Genomic DNA, 16,399 nt, shown 5'->3' on the forward strand with positions numbered 1-16,399 from the left:
GACCGGAGGCTGGACCGCTATCGCAATAGCTTTATGCGGCCATGACGCCTGCGCTGCGGTGGAAACTCCCTTCACCAACGGTGGCCGGCTCTCTGCCTCGAACGCGGAGGTCTGGAACAGCTGGTCCACGGTACTGAAGGACATCAAGTTGATGTTCACGGCGGCAGCCTTGCTTCTCGTCAATCCGACACCGTCTTGGCACAAGATGTCGTGGATGGCGCAATTCGCTACGTCCATCCCGAAATACGAAGAGAACACAATCGCAACAGCACGCGAAGGGCGCGAACTCATCCCATGCGGATGGCGCAGGATGAAGAGATCACGGTCGAGTGTGAGAGAAAAGAAGAATCCTGCGCTTCCGTCACAGCAAGACCAAGTTCGACCCGGCAGCTCGGGTTTCCGCACTGCTGGCCAGGGGTGGCCTCGAGCGCCGAGCGGTGACGGCTAGGAGATTTGCGCGATCGAGCCGTCGCTCAGACCCATTCGCTCGCGGTTCTTGAGCGCCCGCCCGACCCGATCCACAACACGCTACCATCGCGCACCTGGCCAGGTTCGCTGTTCCAGATTGTGGACTTGACGCAATTGTCGCACCGACAGGCTCTCGGCAGAGGTCCGAAATTAGAACGTCAGTGGCTCGACTATGCAAAACAGTAACAGGCACGAACCAAGATGGCTCGAGCTTGCGTTTCTCGAAGGAGCGATACAGAGCGTTCTATGAAATCATCGCCATCCGATACGATGCTGGTCAGGCGTGTCGATGTTAGAATAAAGACAATCGATGCGTAAGATTTCCGACAACCTGTGCCGGGCCGAACGCGCCAGTCTTTGTTCGTACTCACGTGCATCCCCGGCGCGCTAAAATGCATTACCAAAAGTCGCAAAGCGCTGCTTATTGACCCGGATGTTCGCCTCCACAGTGCGGCCGAACTACGATAATATGAGTTTCGAAGACGCAAATTGCGGGACAGTAATTTTCAGGCCTCCGATCACATATAAGGCGCAGCGCCTTGCGATCAGTGCCCTCAAAATTGCTTACCTTGGCACGATACCTGCTCATATTCTCGTCAGAGCTCTTTCGCAGATCGCTTGTGTTTATCCAAGCGCCCCGTGGCGGAGCGAAGATGGGATGCGATTACTTAAATGAATGACGCTGGATCGAACTACTCCATAATTAAACTGCAAGTCACGCGGCTGAGGCCCACCGAAGAAATTGACATTGAACGAGCTAGGCTGCTGGCAAAGGCAATGAAGGAAGAGGGCAGGTGGACGGAGCCGATCTTAGTTGAACGCAGCCATTCTGTGATCATGGACGGTCACCATCGCTGCTTCTGTGCGATCGGACTCTGTTTGGCCGTCGTTCCATGCGTCCTGCTTTCCTACGACGACCCCAATTTGGAAGTAACCTATTGGGCCGATGGGGCACCTGTTGATGCGGCGCGTATTATCAAAGCCGGCCTTTCAGGTGATCTGATGAAATACAAGACAACACGACACCGGCTACATGTCCCACTGCCATCTTGCTCGGTGAACCTCGATGAGTTGAGACGACAATCACTGAAACAGCTGGTGGCTCAAAACGGATTGAAATGATTGGCCCTTTGTTGCTTGAGAATTTAGTGGAGCTACATCGCCCATCGAGCGAAGTTCGCGCTGGCTGATCGGCAAATAGCTGCTTGTTGGATAGTTTACTGTAAGGTGGCCGCGCTGCCGCAATGCTAGTGCCCCAAACCAGAAGGCCGCAATATAGGGTCACGGGCGTTGCGGTAGGAATAGCTGCCGCGGTCCTTCCGTCGAGCCTCATGGGCCGTGTGTGCACGATCGGAACCGGCGTGGGACTGTGCTTTCCCAGCTTCTGCCTGGGCATCGTGCTGATGCTGGTGTTGTTAATTCACCTCAATTGGTTCCCCTCCGGCGGTGCGGAGAGCTGGCGCAGCCTGGTTCTGCCGGCAGTCACCATGGCGCCCGCAAGCTCCGCCGTGCTCGCCCGCGACACCCGTGTCGCCGTTCGCGAAGCGCTGGACAGCCGGTATGTGTCGGCTGCGTTTGCGCGCGGCATTCCGTTCTGGCGGATGTTGATCCACCACGTATTGCCCAATGCGGCGGCTCCGATCCTGACGGTTCTTGGCCTCTTCATCGGCGGAACGGTAACCGCCTTACCGTGGTCGAGACGCTCTTCTCAGTAAGCGTCGTTCCGCTCCCACCTTCTCGCGGCACATGGGATAGGCGAGTTTCACGATCTCTTTGAAGGGATCGGCTTGTGTCTATGCTTGACCATACGCTTAGATCGGACGTGACGGCGCGCCGGCTGGAAGTGATCACGGAGACGGGACGCCGTCGTTGGTTCTCCAAGGACGACAAGGCCCGGATTGTCGAGGAGACGCTGGTCTCGGGCGCCGTCGTTTCTGAGATTGCCCGGCGACACGGGCTGACCCCACAACAAGTGTTCACCTGGCGCCGGCAAGCACGCCGGTTGCCGACGCCGATGGCTGACGATCCACCGTTTGTACCGGCGGTGGTAGACGCCTTGGTACCGGCCGTGGCTGTTGGCCATGAGCGCAAGACAGCGCGACGCAAGGCCAAGCCGGATATCGGGGGCATCGAGATCGAAGCCGAGGGCGTCACTATCCGGGTCGGCCGAGGCGCGGATGTGGCGATGATTGCGGCCATCGTCCATGCGCTGAAGGCAAGCCGGTGATCGGCCCGTCCGGAACTGTCCGGGTGATGGTGGCAACCAAGCCGGTCGACTTCCGCAAGGGAATGGAGGGGCTTGCCATATTGGTACGCGAGCACATGCAGGCTGACCCGTTCTCGGGTGCTGTTTATGTGTTCCGTGCCAAGCGCGCCGACCGGATCAAGCTGATCTTCTGGGATGGTACGGGTTTGTGCCTGTTCGCCAAGCGGCTCGAAGACGGCGTCTTCCGCTGGCCGAAGATCGAGGATGGCGTGATGCGTTTGTCGGCGGCGGAATTGTCGGCGCTGCTCGAAGGGCTCGATTGGCGGCGTGTCCACGCGGCACGGGAGACGGTCGTGCCGACGCAAGTCGGATAATTGTGAGCCGTGCTGCGGCGAAGTGAATCAGGGGCATCGAGCACGTCGTCAAGCGGGCGCGAATATGCTCTGATTTACCTGTGAGCGATAACCTTCCTGATGATCCCGAGACGCTCAAGGCGATGCTGCTGGCAGCGCTTCACGAGAGCGAGCGGCTGCGTCAGATTATCAAGGAGCTGCAACGCCACCGCTTTGGCCGGAAGGCAGAGTCGCTTCCCGAGGAGCAGATGCTGCTGGGCCTCGATGACGTCCAACAGGTCGCAGCCTTTGCCGAGGCTGGTCGGGACGAGACAGCCCCGGAAGGCCGGGCGGAGCGCGCACGCAAGCGCCGCGTCAATCGCGGAGCACTGCCGGCCCACCTGCCGCGGATCGAGGTCGTCGTCGACCTCGACGACAAGACCTGCCCCTGCTGCCAGGGCGAACTGCATCGGATCGGTGAAGACAGGAGCGAGCGGCTGGACATGGTGCCGGCGCAGTTCCGCGTTGTCGTCACCCGGCGTCCTAAATACGCCTGCCGAGCCTGCGAAGATGGCGTCACGCAGGCCGAGGCTCCGGCCCGGCTGATCGAGGGCGGCCTGCCAACGGAGGCAACCGTCGCCCAGGTTCTGGTGTCCAAATATGCCGATCATCTGCCGCTCTACCGGCAGGCCCAGATCTATGCCCGCCAAGGCATCGCTCTCGATCGATCGACGCTGGCGGACTGGGTTGGGCATGCCGCCTTCCATCTGCGCCCGCTGCATGAGCGCCTTCTCGCTCTGCTTCGCGCGAGATCCAAGCTGTTCGCCGACGAGACCACGGTGCCGGTGCTCGATCCGGGTCGAGGGCGCACCAAGACCGGCCAGCTCTGGGCCTATGCAGCCGACGACAGGCCCTGGGGCGGCCTCGATCCGCCCGGCATTGCCTATGTCTATGCACCCGACCGCAAAGCCGAGCGGCTGTTCAGCCATCTCGCCGGCTTCAAGGGCGTCCTGCAGGTCGATGGCTACAACGCCTATCCAAAGCTTGCCGAACGCGGCGGAGTCGAGCTCGCCTTCTGCTGGGTGCACATGCGGCGCAACTTCTACGAACTCGCGACAGCCGGCCCCGCTCCAATCGCAAGCGAGGCGCTCAACCACATCGCCGCATTCTATGCGATCGAGAAGGAGATTCGCGGCCGCAGCGCGGAGGAGCGTCGCCTCGTGCGGCAGCAGAAGAGCCGACCACTGGCCGATGCCTTTGAGGTATGGCTGCGCGCCAAGCTGGCTCTCATCAGCCAGAAGATCAAGCTCGCCGAGGCCATCCGCTATGCTCTCTCGCGCTGGCAAGGACTGACGCGCTTCATTGACGATGGCCGGATCGAACTCGATAACAACACCATCGAGCGATCAATCCGCGGTATCAAACTTTGCCGCAAGAATGCACTATTTGCAGGATCCGACGGCGGCGCCGAGCATTGGGCGGTCATCGCTTCCTTGGTCGAGACCTGCAAGATCAACGACGTCGATCCGCTCGCCTACCTCACCGACGTCCTGACCAGGATCGTCAACGGACATCCAAACCGCGACATCGACCTGCTACTGCCCTGGGCCTACCGCGCTCAAGCCCTCAAAGCCGTGGCCTGACAACGACGCTTACTCTTCTCATGGCCCGGTATAGGAAACCTCTTCGTCACTTCAGTCGCAAACGGGGATGTTCCAGTGGTGCAGGCAATTGTCCTGCTTGCTGGCACTGCGATGATCATCACCAACCTGGCCGTCGATCTCGGTTACACCTGGCTCGGTCCGCGCTCGAAATCCTCAGAGACATAGATGAGCATCGCCTGGGCGTATGAATGGACTTGGAAGACATCTTTCGTTCTTCGAAAGCTCGACGCCGCCCTCGTAAGCAGCCCCAAATGGGACTCTATGGTGCCGCGATATGGATTGTCGGATGTGTGTTGATGGCCGCACTGGCTCAGGTGATCTCCGCCCATCATCCAGCACGGATCCCCTTGGATGCACGGCTTTCGCCGCCACCATTCTTCGGCGGTAGGCTGGACCATTTGTTGGGCATTGACGAGCTCGGTCGGGACGCCCTGGCTCCCTTGATATTTTCGGTCCAGATCAGCATGCTCGTTGCGGTGGGCGGGACCTTCATCAGTACCCCGCAGCGCGTTTCGTTGGGCTTCCTCGCGGCCGAGCTTGGCGGACTGCTCCGCGAGGGAGTCATGGCATTTGTCGGTGTGCAGGCTGCTGTGCCGTTCATGATGACCGCACTTCTTGTCATTACGATATTTGGCAATTCGCTGGCACCCTTTGTCTGTCTCGTGGGCGTGCACGGTTGAGAACGCCACGCCCGCATCGCGAGAGGCCTTGCTTTGACGGCCCGTAATCGGCTCCGTGTAACGGCGGCCCGGGCCTATAACGCTTCGCGGGTTCATATCCACGCAGGGCATATTCTCCCAGCCTGTGCACCGACCATCGTGGTCGGCATAACCCTTGGGCTCACCGAGACGGTTCTCCTGGAAAGCACCCTGAGCTTTCTGGGAGGGGGATGCAACGCCCTGTCCAGCTTGGGCAGTATAGTGGGATTCGGCAGTGACTATTTGATGACCCCCTGGTGGATCGCCCTCGCGCCAGGGTTCGTCGTCGCGGACAGCGATCGCTCTCATGACAATCAGCGAGTCCCTACCCCGGACGGGACCTCGCCCAGCTTCTTTCACATCCATCTGAGGAGACGTCATGTCGTGTCCGGACGTCGAACGCTCAACAACTAAAATGATCAGGAACATCCCTCTGTATCGGCAAAAGAGCAAGTTCACTTGTGGACCATCTTCCCTGATGATGGTCATGTCCGCGCTGGACGAGCGCTACGAGCCGATTCAAACAGCTGAGCTCGAGATCTGGCGAGAGGCGACGACCATTCACGGCGGCCGCGGACCAGTTGTTCTGGCCTTGGCTATCAAACGCCGCGGCTTCGCAGCGCTTGTTGTCGTGAGCCATGATGGGCTTCTTCTTAAGTCTAGCACTTCGGCAAGGCGGCGAGATGGAGATTGTGCAGATTCTCCAGGAGCGAGAGCTGGCCGAAGCGGCTCATTGAGTGGTGGTGAGCGGGGCCGATCCCGATTACGTTTTTTTCAATGATCCTCTCAAAGATCCCGACGAGGAGAATGCTGCCACCCGCGCCGATCACGCGGGCTTTGCCAGCATGACCGAGTTCGGTCCCAGCCGGGAAAAGGCGGTTATTCTTGCGGACCTTCCAAAAATGGCGAATGTCGCGCTTCCGCTTCCCAGGATTTATGCTAGCCTTCAACGTCGGCCTGACGCGCCGAGCGTTTCCGGTCCCAAACGCTAATGCAGTTGGTAGCCGGCAAAAGCCCAGGATATAGTCACGATCCGTGTCGAATGGTGCCATCGAGCAGCCTGCGCTCGACAGCGCCGATATACACCGAGTTCAACAGCAGCATAACCAGCCATCATGAGGCCAGTCCCTTGCGCGCGTCCGTCAAAACGCGTTTTCTCGCCGGGCGCGCGCGACCACGAGAGGCCTCTCTCAGCATCAACGTCCTTCTCCCTCTCCATTGGCGCAGTTCCCGCCCCCTCAGAACGGATCATGCGCACCGGATAGCGCGAGCGATCCATACCTTTTTGTCGGCTGGCATTCTCCCCTTGTCCACACCGACCCGGCTCGTCTTCCGCTAAGCGGTGCAGCATTCCCGCACCCGGCCCCACAACAGCTATGAAGAAGGTTGACGAAGGAAGACCTCCAGATTGCAGATCAGCCAGAGTTGTTTTCCGAATGTATCGTTCGCCATTTGAGAGCGACGCGCATGCCATCGCCGGAGAGCGTCAACATCGAGATAATCAGCGATCGCCGGAGAGCCTTTGAAGATAAATCCCGAAACGGCTCCGAGCTTTGGTCTGTCGCCCACTTTCCTAGAGGCAGCGGAAACCCAAGCTTTTTTCTCCTGATCACGCTTGGGGGCAGACGATCTCGGTAGAAACCGCGCAGAGCGGCCTTCGAGACGTCGAGCGCTTCGCTAAATTTCTCAATCGGAGCGCAGGCCGCCTGAAACGGGGCGAAGGCATGTTTCCAACGCAGATATTCTGAGAACGACATGCGCAGAGCCAGCGCAACGATTCGGTGGTCTGCGAAGGGAACGCGAGACTCCACCCCCGCTGCCATTGTGGTGTTGTCGACCATCTCGAGCAGCGCTGGTAGATGACGCCGTACAAAGAATAGCCTTATGCGCTCGACCGGAGTGGCGCCGCCTGAATGGTAGGCATTGTTCATCAAATCGATCGGGCCTGCATCATGAACGATTTCCTTTCTCCAGGCTGACGTCGCCAGCACCAACTTCTCGGCTTGAGGAAAGTAGGTGTAGCGCGCGAGAAAGAACTCGAACTCGCTCGGTTTGAACTTGGGAAGGCCGACATAACGCCGCGCCGGGCCGCCAATGACATCTGGCAAAGCGGCCAGCAACGCTAGTCGATGAAGGTCAAAGGGCAATCTGAAGATCCGGCTATATCCAAGGAATATCTCGTCGGCACCTTCGCCGGTAAGGAGAACCTTGTGAGAGTGGCTGACCGCTCGCGCAAGCAAATACATCGCCGCTTCGTTGTGCATGTCGATTGGATGACCGCGTAGTGCTGTAAGGCGCTTAACGACATCCAGGCTCATTGCCCCAGGCAGCTGGACCAAGACGTGGGAGAGCTTGATGGATTTCGCGACCTCGACAGCATAAGGGCTTTCGTCGTATACATCGTTGCATACGATTCCAGTAAAGCGTGTCGGCTTTTGCGACGAGTGCCTTGGAATCGAGCCCTCCGGAAAGCAGCGCAGCGACGGGAGTGTGGGGCAGCAAATGTTCAGTGCGCTTCCAATCAAGGTTTCGAGAGAACTGCAATTATCACTCTCATCGAGGTGGACAGGATCCCACCAACGTGAATGTTCGTGCGATTGCGCCGTGATTTTAAGCCGGGTTCCACGCTGCCGCTTTCGAATATCTGCAAACAGCGTCCTCTCGCCGAAGACGGCACGGTAGGAGAGGGCTTGATAATCCAACCGGATCGAGCTTGGAGCGGACGTTTGGCCACTGCGATCGAGGGCGGGATGTCCCGCAACCAGGCGGCCAAGCAGTTTGGGGGCGCGATCAGCACCGCCATCGGCTGGATGCAGCGTGTCGATGAGACCGGCAGCGTTGAGCCTGGGCGGATGGGCGGTCACAAGAAGGCGGTTTCGGGAGACCACGCTGTGTGGCTATCGCAGCGGATCAGGGACCGCGATTTCACCATCCGCGGTCTCGTTGCCGAGCTCGCCCGTCGCGGCCTGAAGGTCGATTACCACTCGGTGTGGGACTTCGTGCATGCCGAGAAACTCAGCTTCAAAAAAGGCGTGGCGGGTGGCGAACGCGATCGACGCAAGGTCGCGAGGCGGCGAGCGCAGTGGACAAAGTACCAAGATCGCGTCGAAGCTGAGCGGCTGGTCTTCATCGACGAGACATGTACCAGGACCGATATGGCGCCCCTGCGGGGATGGGCGCCGCGCGGACACAGACTTCAAGCGGAGGTTCCTCACGGCCGCTGGAAGACCATGGCCTTCCTGGCGGCCCTACGCCATGACCGGATCGACGCGCCATGGTTCATCGAAGGGCCGATCGATGATGTGAGCTTTCGCACCTATGTTGAGAAGGTCCTTGCCGCCCTTCCACCCGGCGATATCGTCGTCTTGGACAACCTCGGCAGTCATAGGAGCAAAGCAGTTCGCCAGCTCATCCGTCGGCGCCAAACTCTTCTTCCTGCCAAAATACTCGCCCGACCTGAACCCGATCGAACAGGTCTTTGCCAAGCTCAAGCACCTGCTGCGCAAAGCCGCGGCATGAGCCGTCGACGCGGTCTGTGCCGCTATCAGCCACGCGCTCGACGCCTTCACCTCCGAGGAATGTGCCTCAAAAATTCAGGCTATCGAACTTAATGCCATCACGCTTTAGATTCGGAACGAAGGCACCACTGTCGGTAGGTGGGTGCTACTGTCCTCCTTCGCTTCGTGTTTGCGGGAAACTAGTGATGAAGCGAGTGCTGGTTTAAAGCTGCTTCGCACGCGCTATGACCAGTCTTGAAAGAAGGCGGGCCATTCCACGCGAACGAGATGTATTGTTGCCTCAAGCGGATCGAAAGACACTAGTTTGTTGTTGGGAGCTCAGTCCGTTTTTTGAAGTGTCTAGTTCGATTGCGTATGAAAGCTCGACAATCGACTTGGGACAGTAGCCATTTTTTCAAGGGCGTTGTCAGCCAAGCCGTATGCGGTAGCGCGAGCAGCCGAAGAGAGCTTCAAATTTGCACGACTGCATAGTCACCTCTCCTTCGTCGTCTCTTCGGCCGCGGCTTCAATCAACAACCTGGATAGCCTCATAGCTGGCTCATGAAGCGGCTATCGGAAGGTGCGGCTCTTCGGCACTCCGATTCTGTGTGATGGCTGGCGCCAGAGCGGCTCCACTGAAGTACATTAGAAACAGCTTCGTGAGAAACGAACAGTGGAGAGCCTATCAACGCCGGTCGGTTCCTGCCCCCTGCGATTGTCTAGGTTTTCATGCGCGCTGTCGATTCCTGAAAGCTGCAAAAAGGGATTGCTGGCCGGAGGCGCAGGTGGAGGGCGAGCTGCAAGTCGTGGCGCAGGGAGGCTTCACGTTCGAGCAGCAGCGCGAGCCATTCGGCTGCTTTGCTCTCGCCTATTGCTTCAACGTACGCGAAGGTCTTCGCCATCCCGTCGAGGCCAAGGCGTTGAGTTGCTCGAGGCTCGGATGGATAGGCACGGAAATCTCCGGCCCGTCATCCGCGCGCGCTAATGAGCGCGACGTCGATCGCGGTTGCCGCCGAGGATCGGCTTAATCGAGCCGGAGGTGAGCGCGCCGTTCGAGAACTTGCGCGGCTCCGACTTCAGCCTTTCGCGGATGCGGCAAGCCTGAGGGTGCCGACGAAGGCGCTCAGCGTGGGGATGAAGCCCCACACGCGCTACTCGCCGCCGGATCGCGGCAGCGTCCTAGGTGTGGTCTCTCAGGAGGTTGTCCATCTGGTCTGAACCGAGTGACCTGCCCCTGCCGATTTCCTCCAGTTGAAGTTAGAGTCCGGCCCTCTGTGATCTGAGGCCGGAAAACTGGACCAATTTTGGCTAGAGTTTTGCGCTGCCGAATCCCCTCGGCTGGGAGGAGCGGACGACGATGAAGGCCTCGAGGTTTTCGGACGCCCAGAAGGCGTTCATCCTGAAGCAGGGCAATGACGGGGTTCCGGTTGCGGACATCTGCCGCAAGGCCGGGATCAGCCAGGCGACCTATTTCAACTGGAAGAAAAAGTACGACGGACTGCTGCCGACGGAGATGCGCCGGCTGAAGCAGCTCGAGGACGAGAACGCCAAGCTGAAGAAGCTGGTGGCGGATCTGTCGCTCGACAAGGAGATGCTGCAGGACGTGATCCGCCGAAAACTGTGAAGCCTGGTCGGAAGCGCAAGCTCGTCGAGGAGGTTTGTGGTGAGTGGCAGGTGTCGATCCGCAAGGCCTGCGCGGCTCTTGAGTTCGACCGATCGACATACCACTACAAATCTCGTCGCTCCGGCCAGGCTGCCCTCGAGGATCGGATCAAGGAGATCTGTCATGTCCGCGTTCGCTACGGCTACCGCCGCGTTCACGTCCTGCTGCGCCGCGAGGGGTGGGGTCACGGCCAGAACAAAACCCGCCGCATCTACCGCGAATTGGGCCTGCAATTGCGCAACAAATCGCCCAAGCGCCGGGTCAAGGCCAAGCTGCGCGATGACCGACGGCCAGCGACGCGGGTCAACGAGATCTGGGCGATGGACTTTGTCCATGACCAGCTCGCAACCGGCGTCAAGCTCCGGGTGCTCACGATCGTCGATATCTTCTCGCGCTTCTCGCCCGCGTTGGAGCCGCGGCTCACCTTCCGCGGCACCGACGTCGTGGAGGTTCTGGAAAGGCTCTGCAACGAAGTGGGACTCCCGGCGACGATCCGCGTCGATCAGGGCAGCGAGTTTGTGTCGCGCGACCTTGACCTCTGGGCGTACCAGCGCGGCGTCACGCTGGACTTCTCACGACCCGGCAAGCCGACCGACAACGCCTTCATCGAAGCCTTCAACGGCCGCTTCCGGGCCGAATGCCTCAGCGCCCACTGGTTCCTCTCCCTTGCGGACGCCCAGGAAAAGGTGGAGGCTTGGCGCAGATACTACAATGAAGAACGGCCCCACGGGGCGATCGGCAATCGACCGCCGATTTTGCTGCAAAACCACGTCGGCGCAACCAGCCCGCTAACGTGATCAGAGGTGCAAAACTCTAGTTCTCGCTGGTCCAAAGTTCGGTCTCGCTGCAACATTCCGCCGAGACTCTAATCGCCAATGGACGAAAGTTCAGCGGCAGGTCAGAGGGCGCGCGTCCGGGCGGCTTTGCTCTACCGAGCTACACCACCACCGGGGACACGACCCAAACTGCTTCCGGAGCAGTCGCTGCATCAGCTCATGTCAGCCTCTTCGGTTGAGGATCGATGCTTCGATAATCTCTGATTCTGGCCAGCTAAGGCTTGTTTTGAGGATCAGGCAGACTACAGCAGAAGCCAATCCATCCGCTCGACGAACTTCAAGTCCACCAGAGGACGAGATCCGGTGCCGCAAATCCGAGAAAGCAGTTCAGCAGGAGGCGACGCTTTCCCCTGGCTGATTGTCGAGTAACCGCGTGAATGAAACCGCCGTCAATCAGGGCGATGTCACCTGCTTTGAGGTTGAAATCATGATAAGGAACCGCCTCGAGATAGCTTATCGGATAGGGATATCCCGTTGTCTCCACACCTTGAGACTTTCGGTCAGCTGTCGTCGGCTTATGACTCCAGATCCGCAGGTTGCCCCCTTGCTCGGGCATGCTGGCATAAAAATTGAGCGCTACGACGGTATTCTTCCTCGCCACCTCAGCAAGCTCGTAGTCTCTCCCGGCGCATAGGACCTGGGCAACGTCGTCGTGAGCCTCTAATGCATACGGACCTGCGCCAGACCAAGAGAGAGCGCGGCAAATGTTCGCCTGACCGTGAGCCGAACGAGCCAGCCTTAATTTGACTCCCTGGGTGTGAAGGTCACGTTTCAGCGCCTCAAACAATCCGCGAACCGGATCAACCAAAGTCCCGAACAGGGCAGCGACGGAAGCTCGCGTACTTTCTGATTCTGCGAAATAAGCCGCAGCATCTCTCCTGTAGTGAGATGAGCCAACATACTGTCCGGGCACACCGTCGCTCCGCTCCTTCAGGCCGGGATTACGCATGAAGTTTGCGGTGATCTGGTTCGCTACTTCGATGTTAAATCCCTCTTTGATATGCAAAGCAGTGATGTCGCCTTTAAGTACGGAGATGATCTCAGCAGTGCAGATCGCTCCTGTTCGCTCGCTGATCACTGGAGGCGAAATGGCCGGCGTCTTAGATGGTTGCGTGGTCATCGCTGACTTGCTCCTGTAGTGCACTTTCGAGGATAGACATGGCATGTTCGAGTTCGTCCTCCGTGATGGTTATCGGGGGGAGGACTTTGATGACGTCGCGATTTGGCCCGGAAGCTTCAATCAACAGCCCATTCTGAAACGCGACATCGTGCACGCGGCCAACGACAGCCTGTGAGTGGCACTTGAGACCAGCCATTAGACCACGGCCGCGCTTTTGCTCGATGCACCTCGGAAATTTATCAACGAGGCGATCTAGATGTGCTTGCAGCTTGGCAGTTGTGCTCTCGACGTCGGCCTTAAACTGTCTGTCTGACCACAATTTGAACATGGCCCCTGCGGTCACGAACGCGAGATTGTTGCCTCTGAAAGTCCCGCTATGCTCCCCGGGCGTCCATATATCCATATCGGGGCGCATCAGAACGACTGATAGCGGAAACCCTGACGCGCTCAGTGACTTCGATAGGCACACAATGTCTGGCTCAATTTTGGCGAACTCGAACGAGAAGAAATCGCCTGTTCGTCCCGCACCTGCCTGAATGTCGTCAATGATCAAAACGATGCCGTGCTTACGGCAGACGCTCTGAATTTCTCCCAGCCAAGCTGCCGATGCAGTGTTCATACCGCCCTCTGCCTGGACGGTCTCTAGAATGATCGCGGCAGGCTTTTCTATGCCGCTCCCTGGGTCGCCGATCAGGTAGTCAATGTAAGCTGCAGAATCAAACGCATGGCTCGGATAGCCCTCGTAAGGCACGCGGATCACATCGTGGCGAGCGACTCCGCCCAGCTGCCTTGTCGAAGCCGCACCGGAAACCGCGAGCGAACCAAGCGACATGCCATGAAACGCATTTGTGAAAGCCATAACATTTGAGCGGCCGGTATATTTTCGGGCCAGCGCCAGCGCCGCTTCATTCGCGTTTGTACCTGTCGGTCCTGGAAACTGTATCTTGTAAGAAAGTCCTCTCGGTTTCAATATCGACTCGACAAAAACTTCGATGAATTCACGTTTTGCCGCTGTATACATATCAAGGGACAAAATGATGTTCCCGCCGGCGAGATACTCTATTGCTGGGCCTATAATTGTTGGATTGTTGTGTCCGTAATTGAGTGCGCCGGACCCCACAAAGAAATCAATATAAGTCTTACCGGCCTCATCTTGAATTGTCGCTCCAATCGCCTTCGTAAAGACTGTTGGAAACGATCGCCCGTACCGACGAACGTTCGACTCATGAGCCGCGAAAGCTTCGGTATTCATTGCAATTTTCCATTTCTAATGAGCATGGCATTTGGTCGGTGATAGATGTTCTTGTGAACTATGGCAGTTCGGCCGATTAGTGCGTAATTTCCTCATCGAGTTTTTTGCTAGTTAATCGACCAAGGCTTATCCGGTAGCGCACAGGCGCGGATTGGATTCGCCACATCAAGGGAGCTCCCTCACTACTCGGGTGTTGGCAAACCTTTGATTTTCGACCGTCCGCAAACTTGGTCACCGAGCTCGACTTTGAGCTCTCCTGTGTGAATAGGTGTCTCATCGAACAAGCTACCCTTATTCTCAGATTGCGCGAGCTTGGCTAAATTCAGAGTCGGCGCTTGCGCATATTCTGGTGCGCCAAGTTGTCTCGCGTCTCTCCTGTATTGGCCAGTTAATTACCGGATAAGAGAGAAGCGACGAAGCTACCAATCGTGGTAGTGTGGTGGCTTGCAAATGCACGTTTTATCCTGCCGTCGATGTTCTCCATTGATTGCGGAAAGTCAGAGGTATTCATGACCTGCCAGAGAGAGTTATCATCCAGCCTGACGACGGACGGGAGAAATGGGCGAGCACGGTTGACAAAAGAGCGGATCATTGCAGTGCTGAAGGAGCATGAAGCTCGGGCAAAGATGATCAACTCGGCTCGCAAGCATGGGATGTCGGAGGCGACGATCTCTATTTGGAAGGCCAAGTTTGGGCCTGGATGATTCCTGAGACCAAGCGGCCAAAGGCGCTTCAAGAGGACAATGCGAATCTTAGGGTGGCCGAGCAGATGCTCGATGCGGCCTCCTTCACGAGCCTTCTTTCATGCTAGGGCTCAACGCGATGCGCGGTCACGCATTTGCATGCTCATCATCAGCCTGGGAACGGCTGGCCTGTTTGATCATCGGCGCGGAGATGATCCACTGCTGCTCCAGCCTACTCCACACTTGGATCTGGGCGACCGATTGTGCGATCTCGCGAGCGAGCCGCGGCGGTTTAGATCCGGCGGGCTATTCGTCTTGGTGTGGCGGGCGGACGAGCGAGCCGTCGGGAATCTACTGAACTTACCGGCTTTATCGTGAGAAACGCTTAACGTACCCAAGCTACGGGTCCGCCGCAACGCGGTTGGGGACCCTCGCCGCGACTTTTTGTCGAGGCTAGGCCCAATGAACGCTGGTCGCTGGACTGGTGCACTGCCCGTTTCGCCGATGACCTAGAAGGAATGCAGGGCGCCTTTTGAATACATCGATCTCGGGACGGCGCTCCAGCTGCTCTTCAACCCGAGACCGTGCTTCCAAGCGCCTTAGCTAAAAGCGATATGGGATTAGTCTGAATCGATTTGGGATTCCCAAATCAGTGCGTTTCTCGTTCACCATACTGGCTGGGTAGGAGGCCGGCATGGCTGGGCAAGCCGTATTCTCTGGATCTTCGCAAGCGTGTGGTAGCCGCGATTGAGGGGGGGATGTCCCGCAAGCGGGCCGCGAAGCAGTTTGAGGTGGCAATCAGCACGGCCATTGGCTGGATGAGGGGGGTTCTAGCTTAGCCGGTGACAGCTGTCGCCGAAGTCAAAGAGAAAGTGATCGTCTTGGCACCGGCCCGGCAAACGAGATGCCAGAGCCGCGCCTTGCCGGCATCGATCGGATGGAGCAAACTCACATCAGGAACTCACAATGTGCTTTGCCAACGTGAACTTGAAGAGAGAGCTATCCGAATCGGTTGTATGAGACTCATGTACCAGCCTCCGATCTTCAGCAAGTATCGCGTAACTCGATGCGCAGGAAGCAGCTGATCCAGCGGTGCCCGCAGGACAACAATTGACGGCCCTTCGGTACGCCTCCGATGGGGGCCGTCTTGCGTGAGGGTTGGTAATTCGCGAAGCGTGTGACCTTAAGTCTAGCTTTAAGGTCATCAGGCGATGCGGGTCGAGGTTTTAGGCGGGCTGGAGCGGCGGCGGCGTTGGTCGCAGGACGACAAGGCACGGATTGTCGAGGAGACGTTGGCACCGGGCGCGAAGGTAACTGAGGTTGCGCGGCGCAACGGAGTAGCGGCCAGCCTGGTGTTTACCTGGCGTCGACAAGCACGGACATCGGAACAAGTTGCACCATCTTTTACGCCGGTGCAGATCGCCGCCGTAGCGGCTTCGACTGAAGAAACTGCGAAGCTTTTGCCTACGGTTGATGGCCGAGTTCGCTCGGCGGCAGCCGCACGTACTGGATTGATAGAGATCGATCTCGGCAACCGACGGTGCATCCGGGTGGATGCGCACGTCGATCCGGAGGCGCTGGCGCGGGTCCTCGATGTGCTTGGACGCCGATGATTGCTGTACCAGGGAATGTGCGAGTGTGGCTGGCGACAGGCTACACGGATATGCGCAGAGGCTTTCCGTCGCTGGCCCTCCAAGTGCAGGAGGTGCTGCACAAAGAACCGCTCAGCGGTCATTTGTTTGTCTTCCGCGGTCGCCGCAGCGATCTTGTGAAGGTGATCTGGCACGATGGTCAGGGAGCCTGCTTGTTCACAAAAAAACTCGAGAGAGGAAAGTTTATCTGGCCATCGGTTGCCGGTGAAGCGGTAACGATCTCGCTGGCGCAGTTGAGCTATCTGCTGTCCGGGATCGATTGGCGCAATCCGCAAGAAACCCAGCGGCCGACGCGGGTCGGATAATCGTTTTGGGTTTGAATCTGATG

The 16,399-nt window shown here is 58.3% G+C and carries 18 protein-coding genes and 2 pseudogenes; 15 read left to right on the forward strand and 5 right to left on the reverse strand.

Features of this window, described 5'->3' with window-relative positions:
- The first annotated feature begins 1,140 nt into the window (after nt 1–1,140).
- The 9 genes and pseudogenes from RX329_RS36405 to RX329_RS42150 all read left to right on the forward strand — a co-directional run.
- Nucleotides 1,141–1,590: a ParB N-terminal domain-containing protein gene (locus RX329_RS36405; RefSeq protein ID WP_317245143.1), complete on the forward strand. Its 450-nt coding sequence runs from the start codon at nt 1,141–1,143 to the stop codon at nt 1,588–1,590.
- Nucleotides 1,591–1,799: 209 nt separating this feature from the next.
- Entirely contained in the window at nt 1,800–2,183 is a 384-nt protein-coding gene (locus RX329_RS36410; protein WP_317245144.1) for an ABC transporter permease, read from the forward strand.
- 80 nt (nt 2,184–2,263) lie between these two features.
- Entirely contained in the window at nt 2,264–2,695 is a 432-nt protein-coding gene (gene tnpA, locus RX329_RS36415; RefSeq protein ID WP_247476491.1) for an IS66-like element accessory protein TnpA, read from the forward strand.
- Entirely contained in the window at nt 2,692–3,048 is a 357-nt protein-coding gene (gene tnpB / locus RX329_RS36420) for an IS66 family insertion sequence element accessory protein TnpB (protein ID WP_026233531.1), read from the forward strand. The genes tnpA (RX329_RS36415) and tnpB (RX329_RS36420) overlap by 4 nt, the downstream gene beginning before the upstream one ends.
- A gap of 122 nt (nt 3,049–3,170) precedes the next feature.
- Nucleotides 3,171–4,649: an IS66 family transposase gene (gene tnpC / locus RX329_RS36425; protein WP_247904074.1), complete on the forward strand. Its 1,479-nt coding sequence runs from the start codon at nt 3,171–3,173 to the stop codon at nt 4,647–4,649.
- Nucleotides 4,650–4,679: 30 nt separating this feature from the next.
- A complete protein-coding gene (locus tag RX329_RS36430; RefSeq protein ID WP_317246471.1) occupies nt 4,680–4,835 on the forward strand; it encodes a hypothetical protein in 156 nt (51 codons plus the stop codon).
- 131 nt (nt 4,836–4,966) lie between these two features.
- On the forward strand, nt 4,967–5,350 hold the full coding sequence (locus RX329_RS36435; protein WP_317245145.1) for a hypothetical protein: 384 nt from the start codon (nt 4,967–4,969) through the stop codon (nt 5,348–5,350).
- 15 nt (nt 5,351–5,365) lie between these two features.
- Nucleotides 5,366–5,782 (forward strand): ABC transporter permease subunit, encoded by a 417-nt coding sequence (locus RX329_RS42145; protein ID WP_410706539.1) that lies wholly within the window; start codon nt 5,366–5,368, stop codon nt 5,780–5,782.
- Nucleotides 5,783–5,855: 73 nt separating this feature from the next.
- Nucleotides 5,856–5,975, forward strand: a pseudogene (locus RX329_RS42150) (peptidase C39 family protein); the annotation flags it as partial.
- Nucleotides 5,976–6,027: 52 nt separating this feature from the next.
- Here RX329_RS42150 and RX329_RS36440 read toward each other — a convergent pair.
- On the reverse strand, nt 6,028–6,420 hold the full coding sequence (locus RX329_RS36440; protein ID WP_317245146.1) for a hypothetical protein: 393 nt from the start codon (nt 6,418–6,420) through the stop codon (nt 6,028–6,030).
- Nucleotides 6,421–6,783: 363 nt separating this feature from the next.
- Entirely contained in the window at nt 6,784–8,070 is a 1,287-nt protein-coding gene (locus RX329_RS36445) for an asparagine synthase C-terminal domain-containing protein (RefSeq protein WP_317245147.1), read from the reverse strand.
- A gap of 48 nt (nt 8,071–8,118) precedes the next feature.
- Between RX329_RS36445 and RX329_RS36450 the strand changes: the two are divergent.
- Nucleotides 8,119–8,995: pseudogene (locus RX329_RS36450) on the forward strand (IS630 family transposase).
- Nucleotides 8,996–9,584: 589 nt separating this feature from the next.
- On the opposite strand, the gene RX329_RS36455 reads toward RX329_RS36450, so the two are convergent.
- Nucleotides 9,585–9,767, reverse strand: a complete 183-nt coding sequence (locus RX329_RS36455) for a hypothetical protein (RefSeq protein ID WP_317245148.1) — start codon at nt 9,765–9,767, stop codon at nt 9,585–9,587.
- Nucleotides 9,768–10,222: 455 nt separating this feature from the next.
- On the opposite strand from RX329_RS36455, the gene RX329_RS36460 reads away from it, so the two are divergent.
- A protein-coding gene (locus tag RX329_RS36460) for an IS3 family transposase (RefSeq protein ID WP_317245149.1) occupies nt 10,223–11,325 on the forward strand; the annotation gives its coding sequence in 2 pieces (ribosomal slippage) (nt 10,223–10,484 and nt 10,484–11,325; 1,104 coding nt in all).
- 316 nt (nt 11,326–11,641) lie between these two features.
- Here the strand turns inward: RX329_RS36460 and RX329_RS36465 are convergent.
- Complete coding sequence (locus tag RX329_RS36465; RefSeq protein ID WP_317245150.1) at nt 11,642–12,484, reverse strand: hypothetical protein; 843 nt, start codon at nt 12,482–12,484, stop codon at nt 11,642–11,644.
- Nucleotides 12,465–13,736, reverse strand: a complete 1,272-nt coding sequence (gene ectB, locus RX329_RS36470) for a diaminobutyrate--2-oxoglutarate transaminase (RefSeq protein ID WP_317245151.1) — start codon at nt 13,734–13,736, stop codon at nt 12,465–12,467. Before ectB ends, RX329_RS36465 begins: the two co-directional genes overlap by 20 nt.
- Nucleotides 13,737–14,245: 509 nt before the next feature.
- Here ectB and RX329_RS36475 point away from each other — a divergent pair.
- The 4 genes from RX329_RS36475 (at nt 14,246) to tnpB (RX329_RS36490) (ending at nt 16,376) form a co-directional block, all read left to right on the forward strand.
- Nucleotides 14,246–14,440: a transposase gene (locus tag RX329_RS36475; RefSeq protein ID WP_410706171.1), complete on the forward strand. Its 195-nt coding sequence runs from the start codon at nt 14,246–14,248 to the stop codon at nt 14,438–14,440.
- Between the two features lie 737 nt (nt 14,441–15,177).
- Nucleotides 15,178–15,258, forward strand: a complete 81-nt coding sequence (locus RX329_RS42155; protein WP_410706540.1) for a hypothetical protein — start codon at nt 15,178–15,180, stop codon at nt 15,256–15,258.
- A 372-nt stretch (nt 15,259–15,630) separates the two neighbouring features.
- Nucleotides 15,631–16,032 carry an IS66-like element accessory protein TnpA gene (gene tnpA, locus RX329_RS36485; protein WP_085357272.1) on the forward strand — a complete coding sequence of 134 codons (402 nt, stop codon included), beginning with the start codon at nt 15,631–15,633 and terminating at the stop codon, nt 16,030–16,032.
- Nucleotides 16,029–16,376, forward strand: coding sequence for an IS66 family insertion sequence element accessory protein TnpB (gene tnpB / locus RX329_RS36490; protein WP_085357271.1), 348 nt, complete (start codon nt 16,029–16,031; stop codon nt 16,374–16,376). Before tnpA (RX329_RS36485) ends, tnpB (RX329_RS36490) begins: the two co-directional genes overlap by 4 nt.
- Nucleotides 16,377–16,399 lie beyond the last annotated feature (23 nt).

Source organism: Bradyrhizobium sp. BWC-3-1 (assembly GCF_032917965.1).
Lineage (GTDB): Bacteria > Pseudomonadota > Alphaproteobacteria > Rhizobiales > Xanthobacteraceae > Bradyrhizobium > Bradyrhizobium canariense_D.

What these genes read in the sequence shown, in the direction of transcription:
- RX329_RS36475 (WP_410706171.1), top strand. Translation starts at nt 14,246, where the DNA reads ATGACCTGCCAGAGAGAGTTATCATCCAGCCTGACGACGGACGGGAGA.
- RX329_RS42155 (WP_410706540.1), top strand. Translation starts at nt 15,178, where the DNA reads ATGTCCCGCAAGCGGGCCGCGAAGCAGTTTGAGGTGGCAATCAGCACG.
- ectB (WP_317245151.1), bottom strand. Translation starts at nt 13,736, where the DNA reads ATGAATACCGAAGCTTTCGCGGCTCATGAGTCGAACGTTCGTCGGTAC.
- tnpC (WP_247904074.1), top strand. Translation starts at nt 3,171, where the DNA reads ATGCTGCTGGCAGCGCTTCACGAGAGCGAGCGGCTGCGTCAGATTATC.
- RX329_RS36405 (WP_317245143.1), top strand. Translation starts at nt 1,141, where the DNA reads ATGAATGACGCTGGATCGAACTACTCCATAATTAAACTGCAAGTCACG.
- tnpA (WP_085357272.1), top strand. Translation starts at nt 15,631, where the DNA reads ATGCGGGTCGAGGTTTTAGGCGGGCTGGAGCGGCGGCGGCGTTGGTCG.
- tnpA (WP_247476491.1), top strand. Translation starts at nt 2,264, where the DNA reads ATGCTTGACCATACGCTTAGATCGGACGTGACGGCGCGCCGGCTGGAA.
- RX329_RS36410 (WP_317245144.1), top strand. Translation starts at nt 1,800, where the DNA reads ATGGGCCGTGTGTGCACGATCGGAACCGGCGTGGGACTGTGCTTTCCC.
- RX329_RS36440 (WP_317245146.1), bottom strand. Translation starts at nt 6,420, where the DNA reads ATGGCACCATTCGACACGGATCGTGACTATATCCTGGGCTTTTGCCGG.
- tnpB (WP_085357271.1), top strand. Translation starts at nt 16,029, where the DNA reads ATGATTGCTGTACCAGGGAATGTGCGAGTGTGGCTGGCGACAGGCTAC.
- RX329_RS36435 (WP_317245145.1), top strand. Translation starts at nt 4,967, where the DNA reads ATGGCCGCACTGGCTCAGGTGATCTCCGCCCATCATCCAGCACGGATC.
- RX329_RS36465 (WP_317245150.1), bottom strand. Translation starts at nt 12,484, where the DNA reads ATGACCACGCAACCATCTAAGACGCCGGCCATTTCGCCTCCAGTGATC.
- RX329_RS36455 (WP_317245148.1), bottom strand. Translation starts at nt 9,767, where the DNA reads ATGGCGAAGACCTTCGCGTACGTTGAAGCAATAGGCGAGAGCAAAGCA.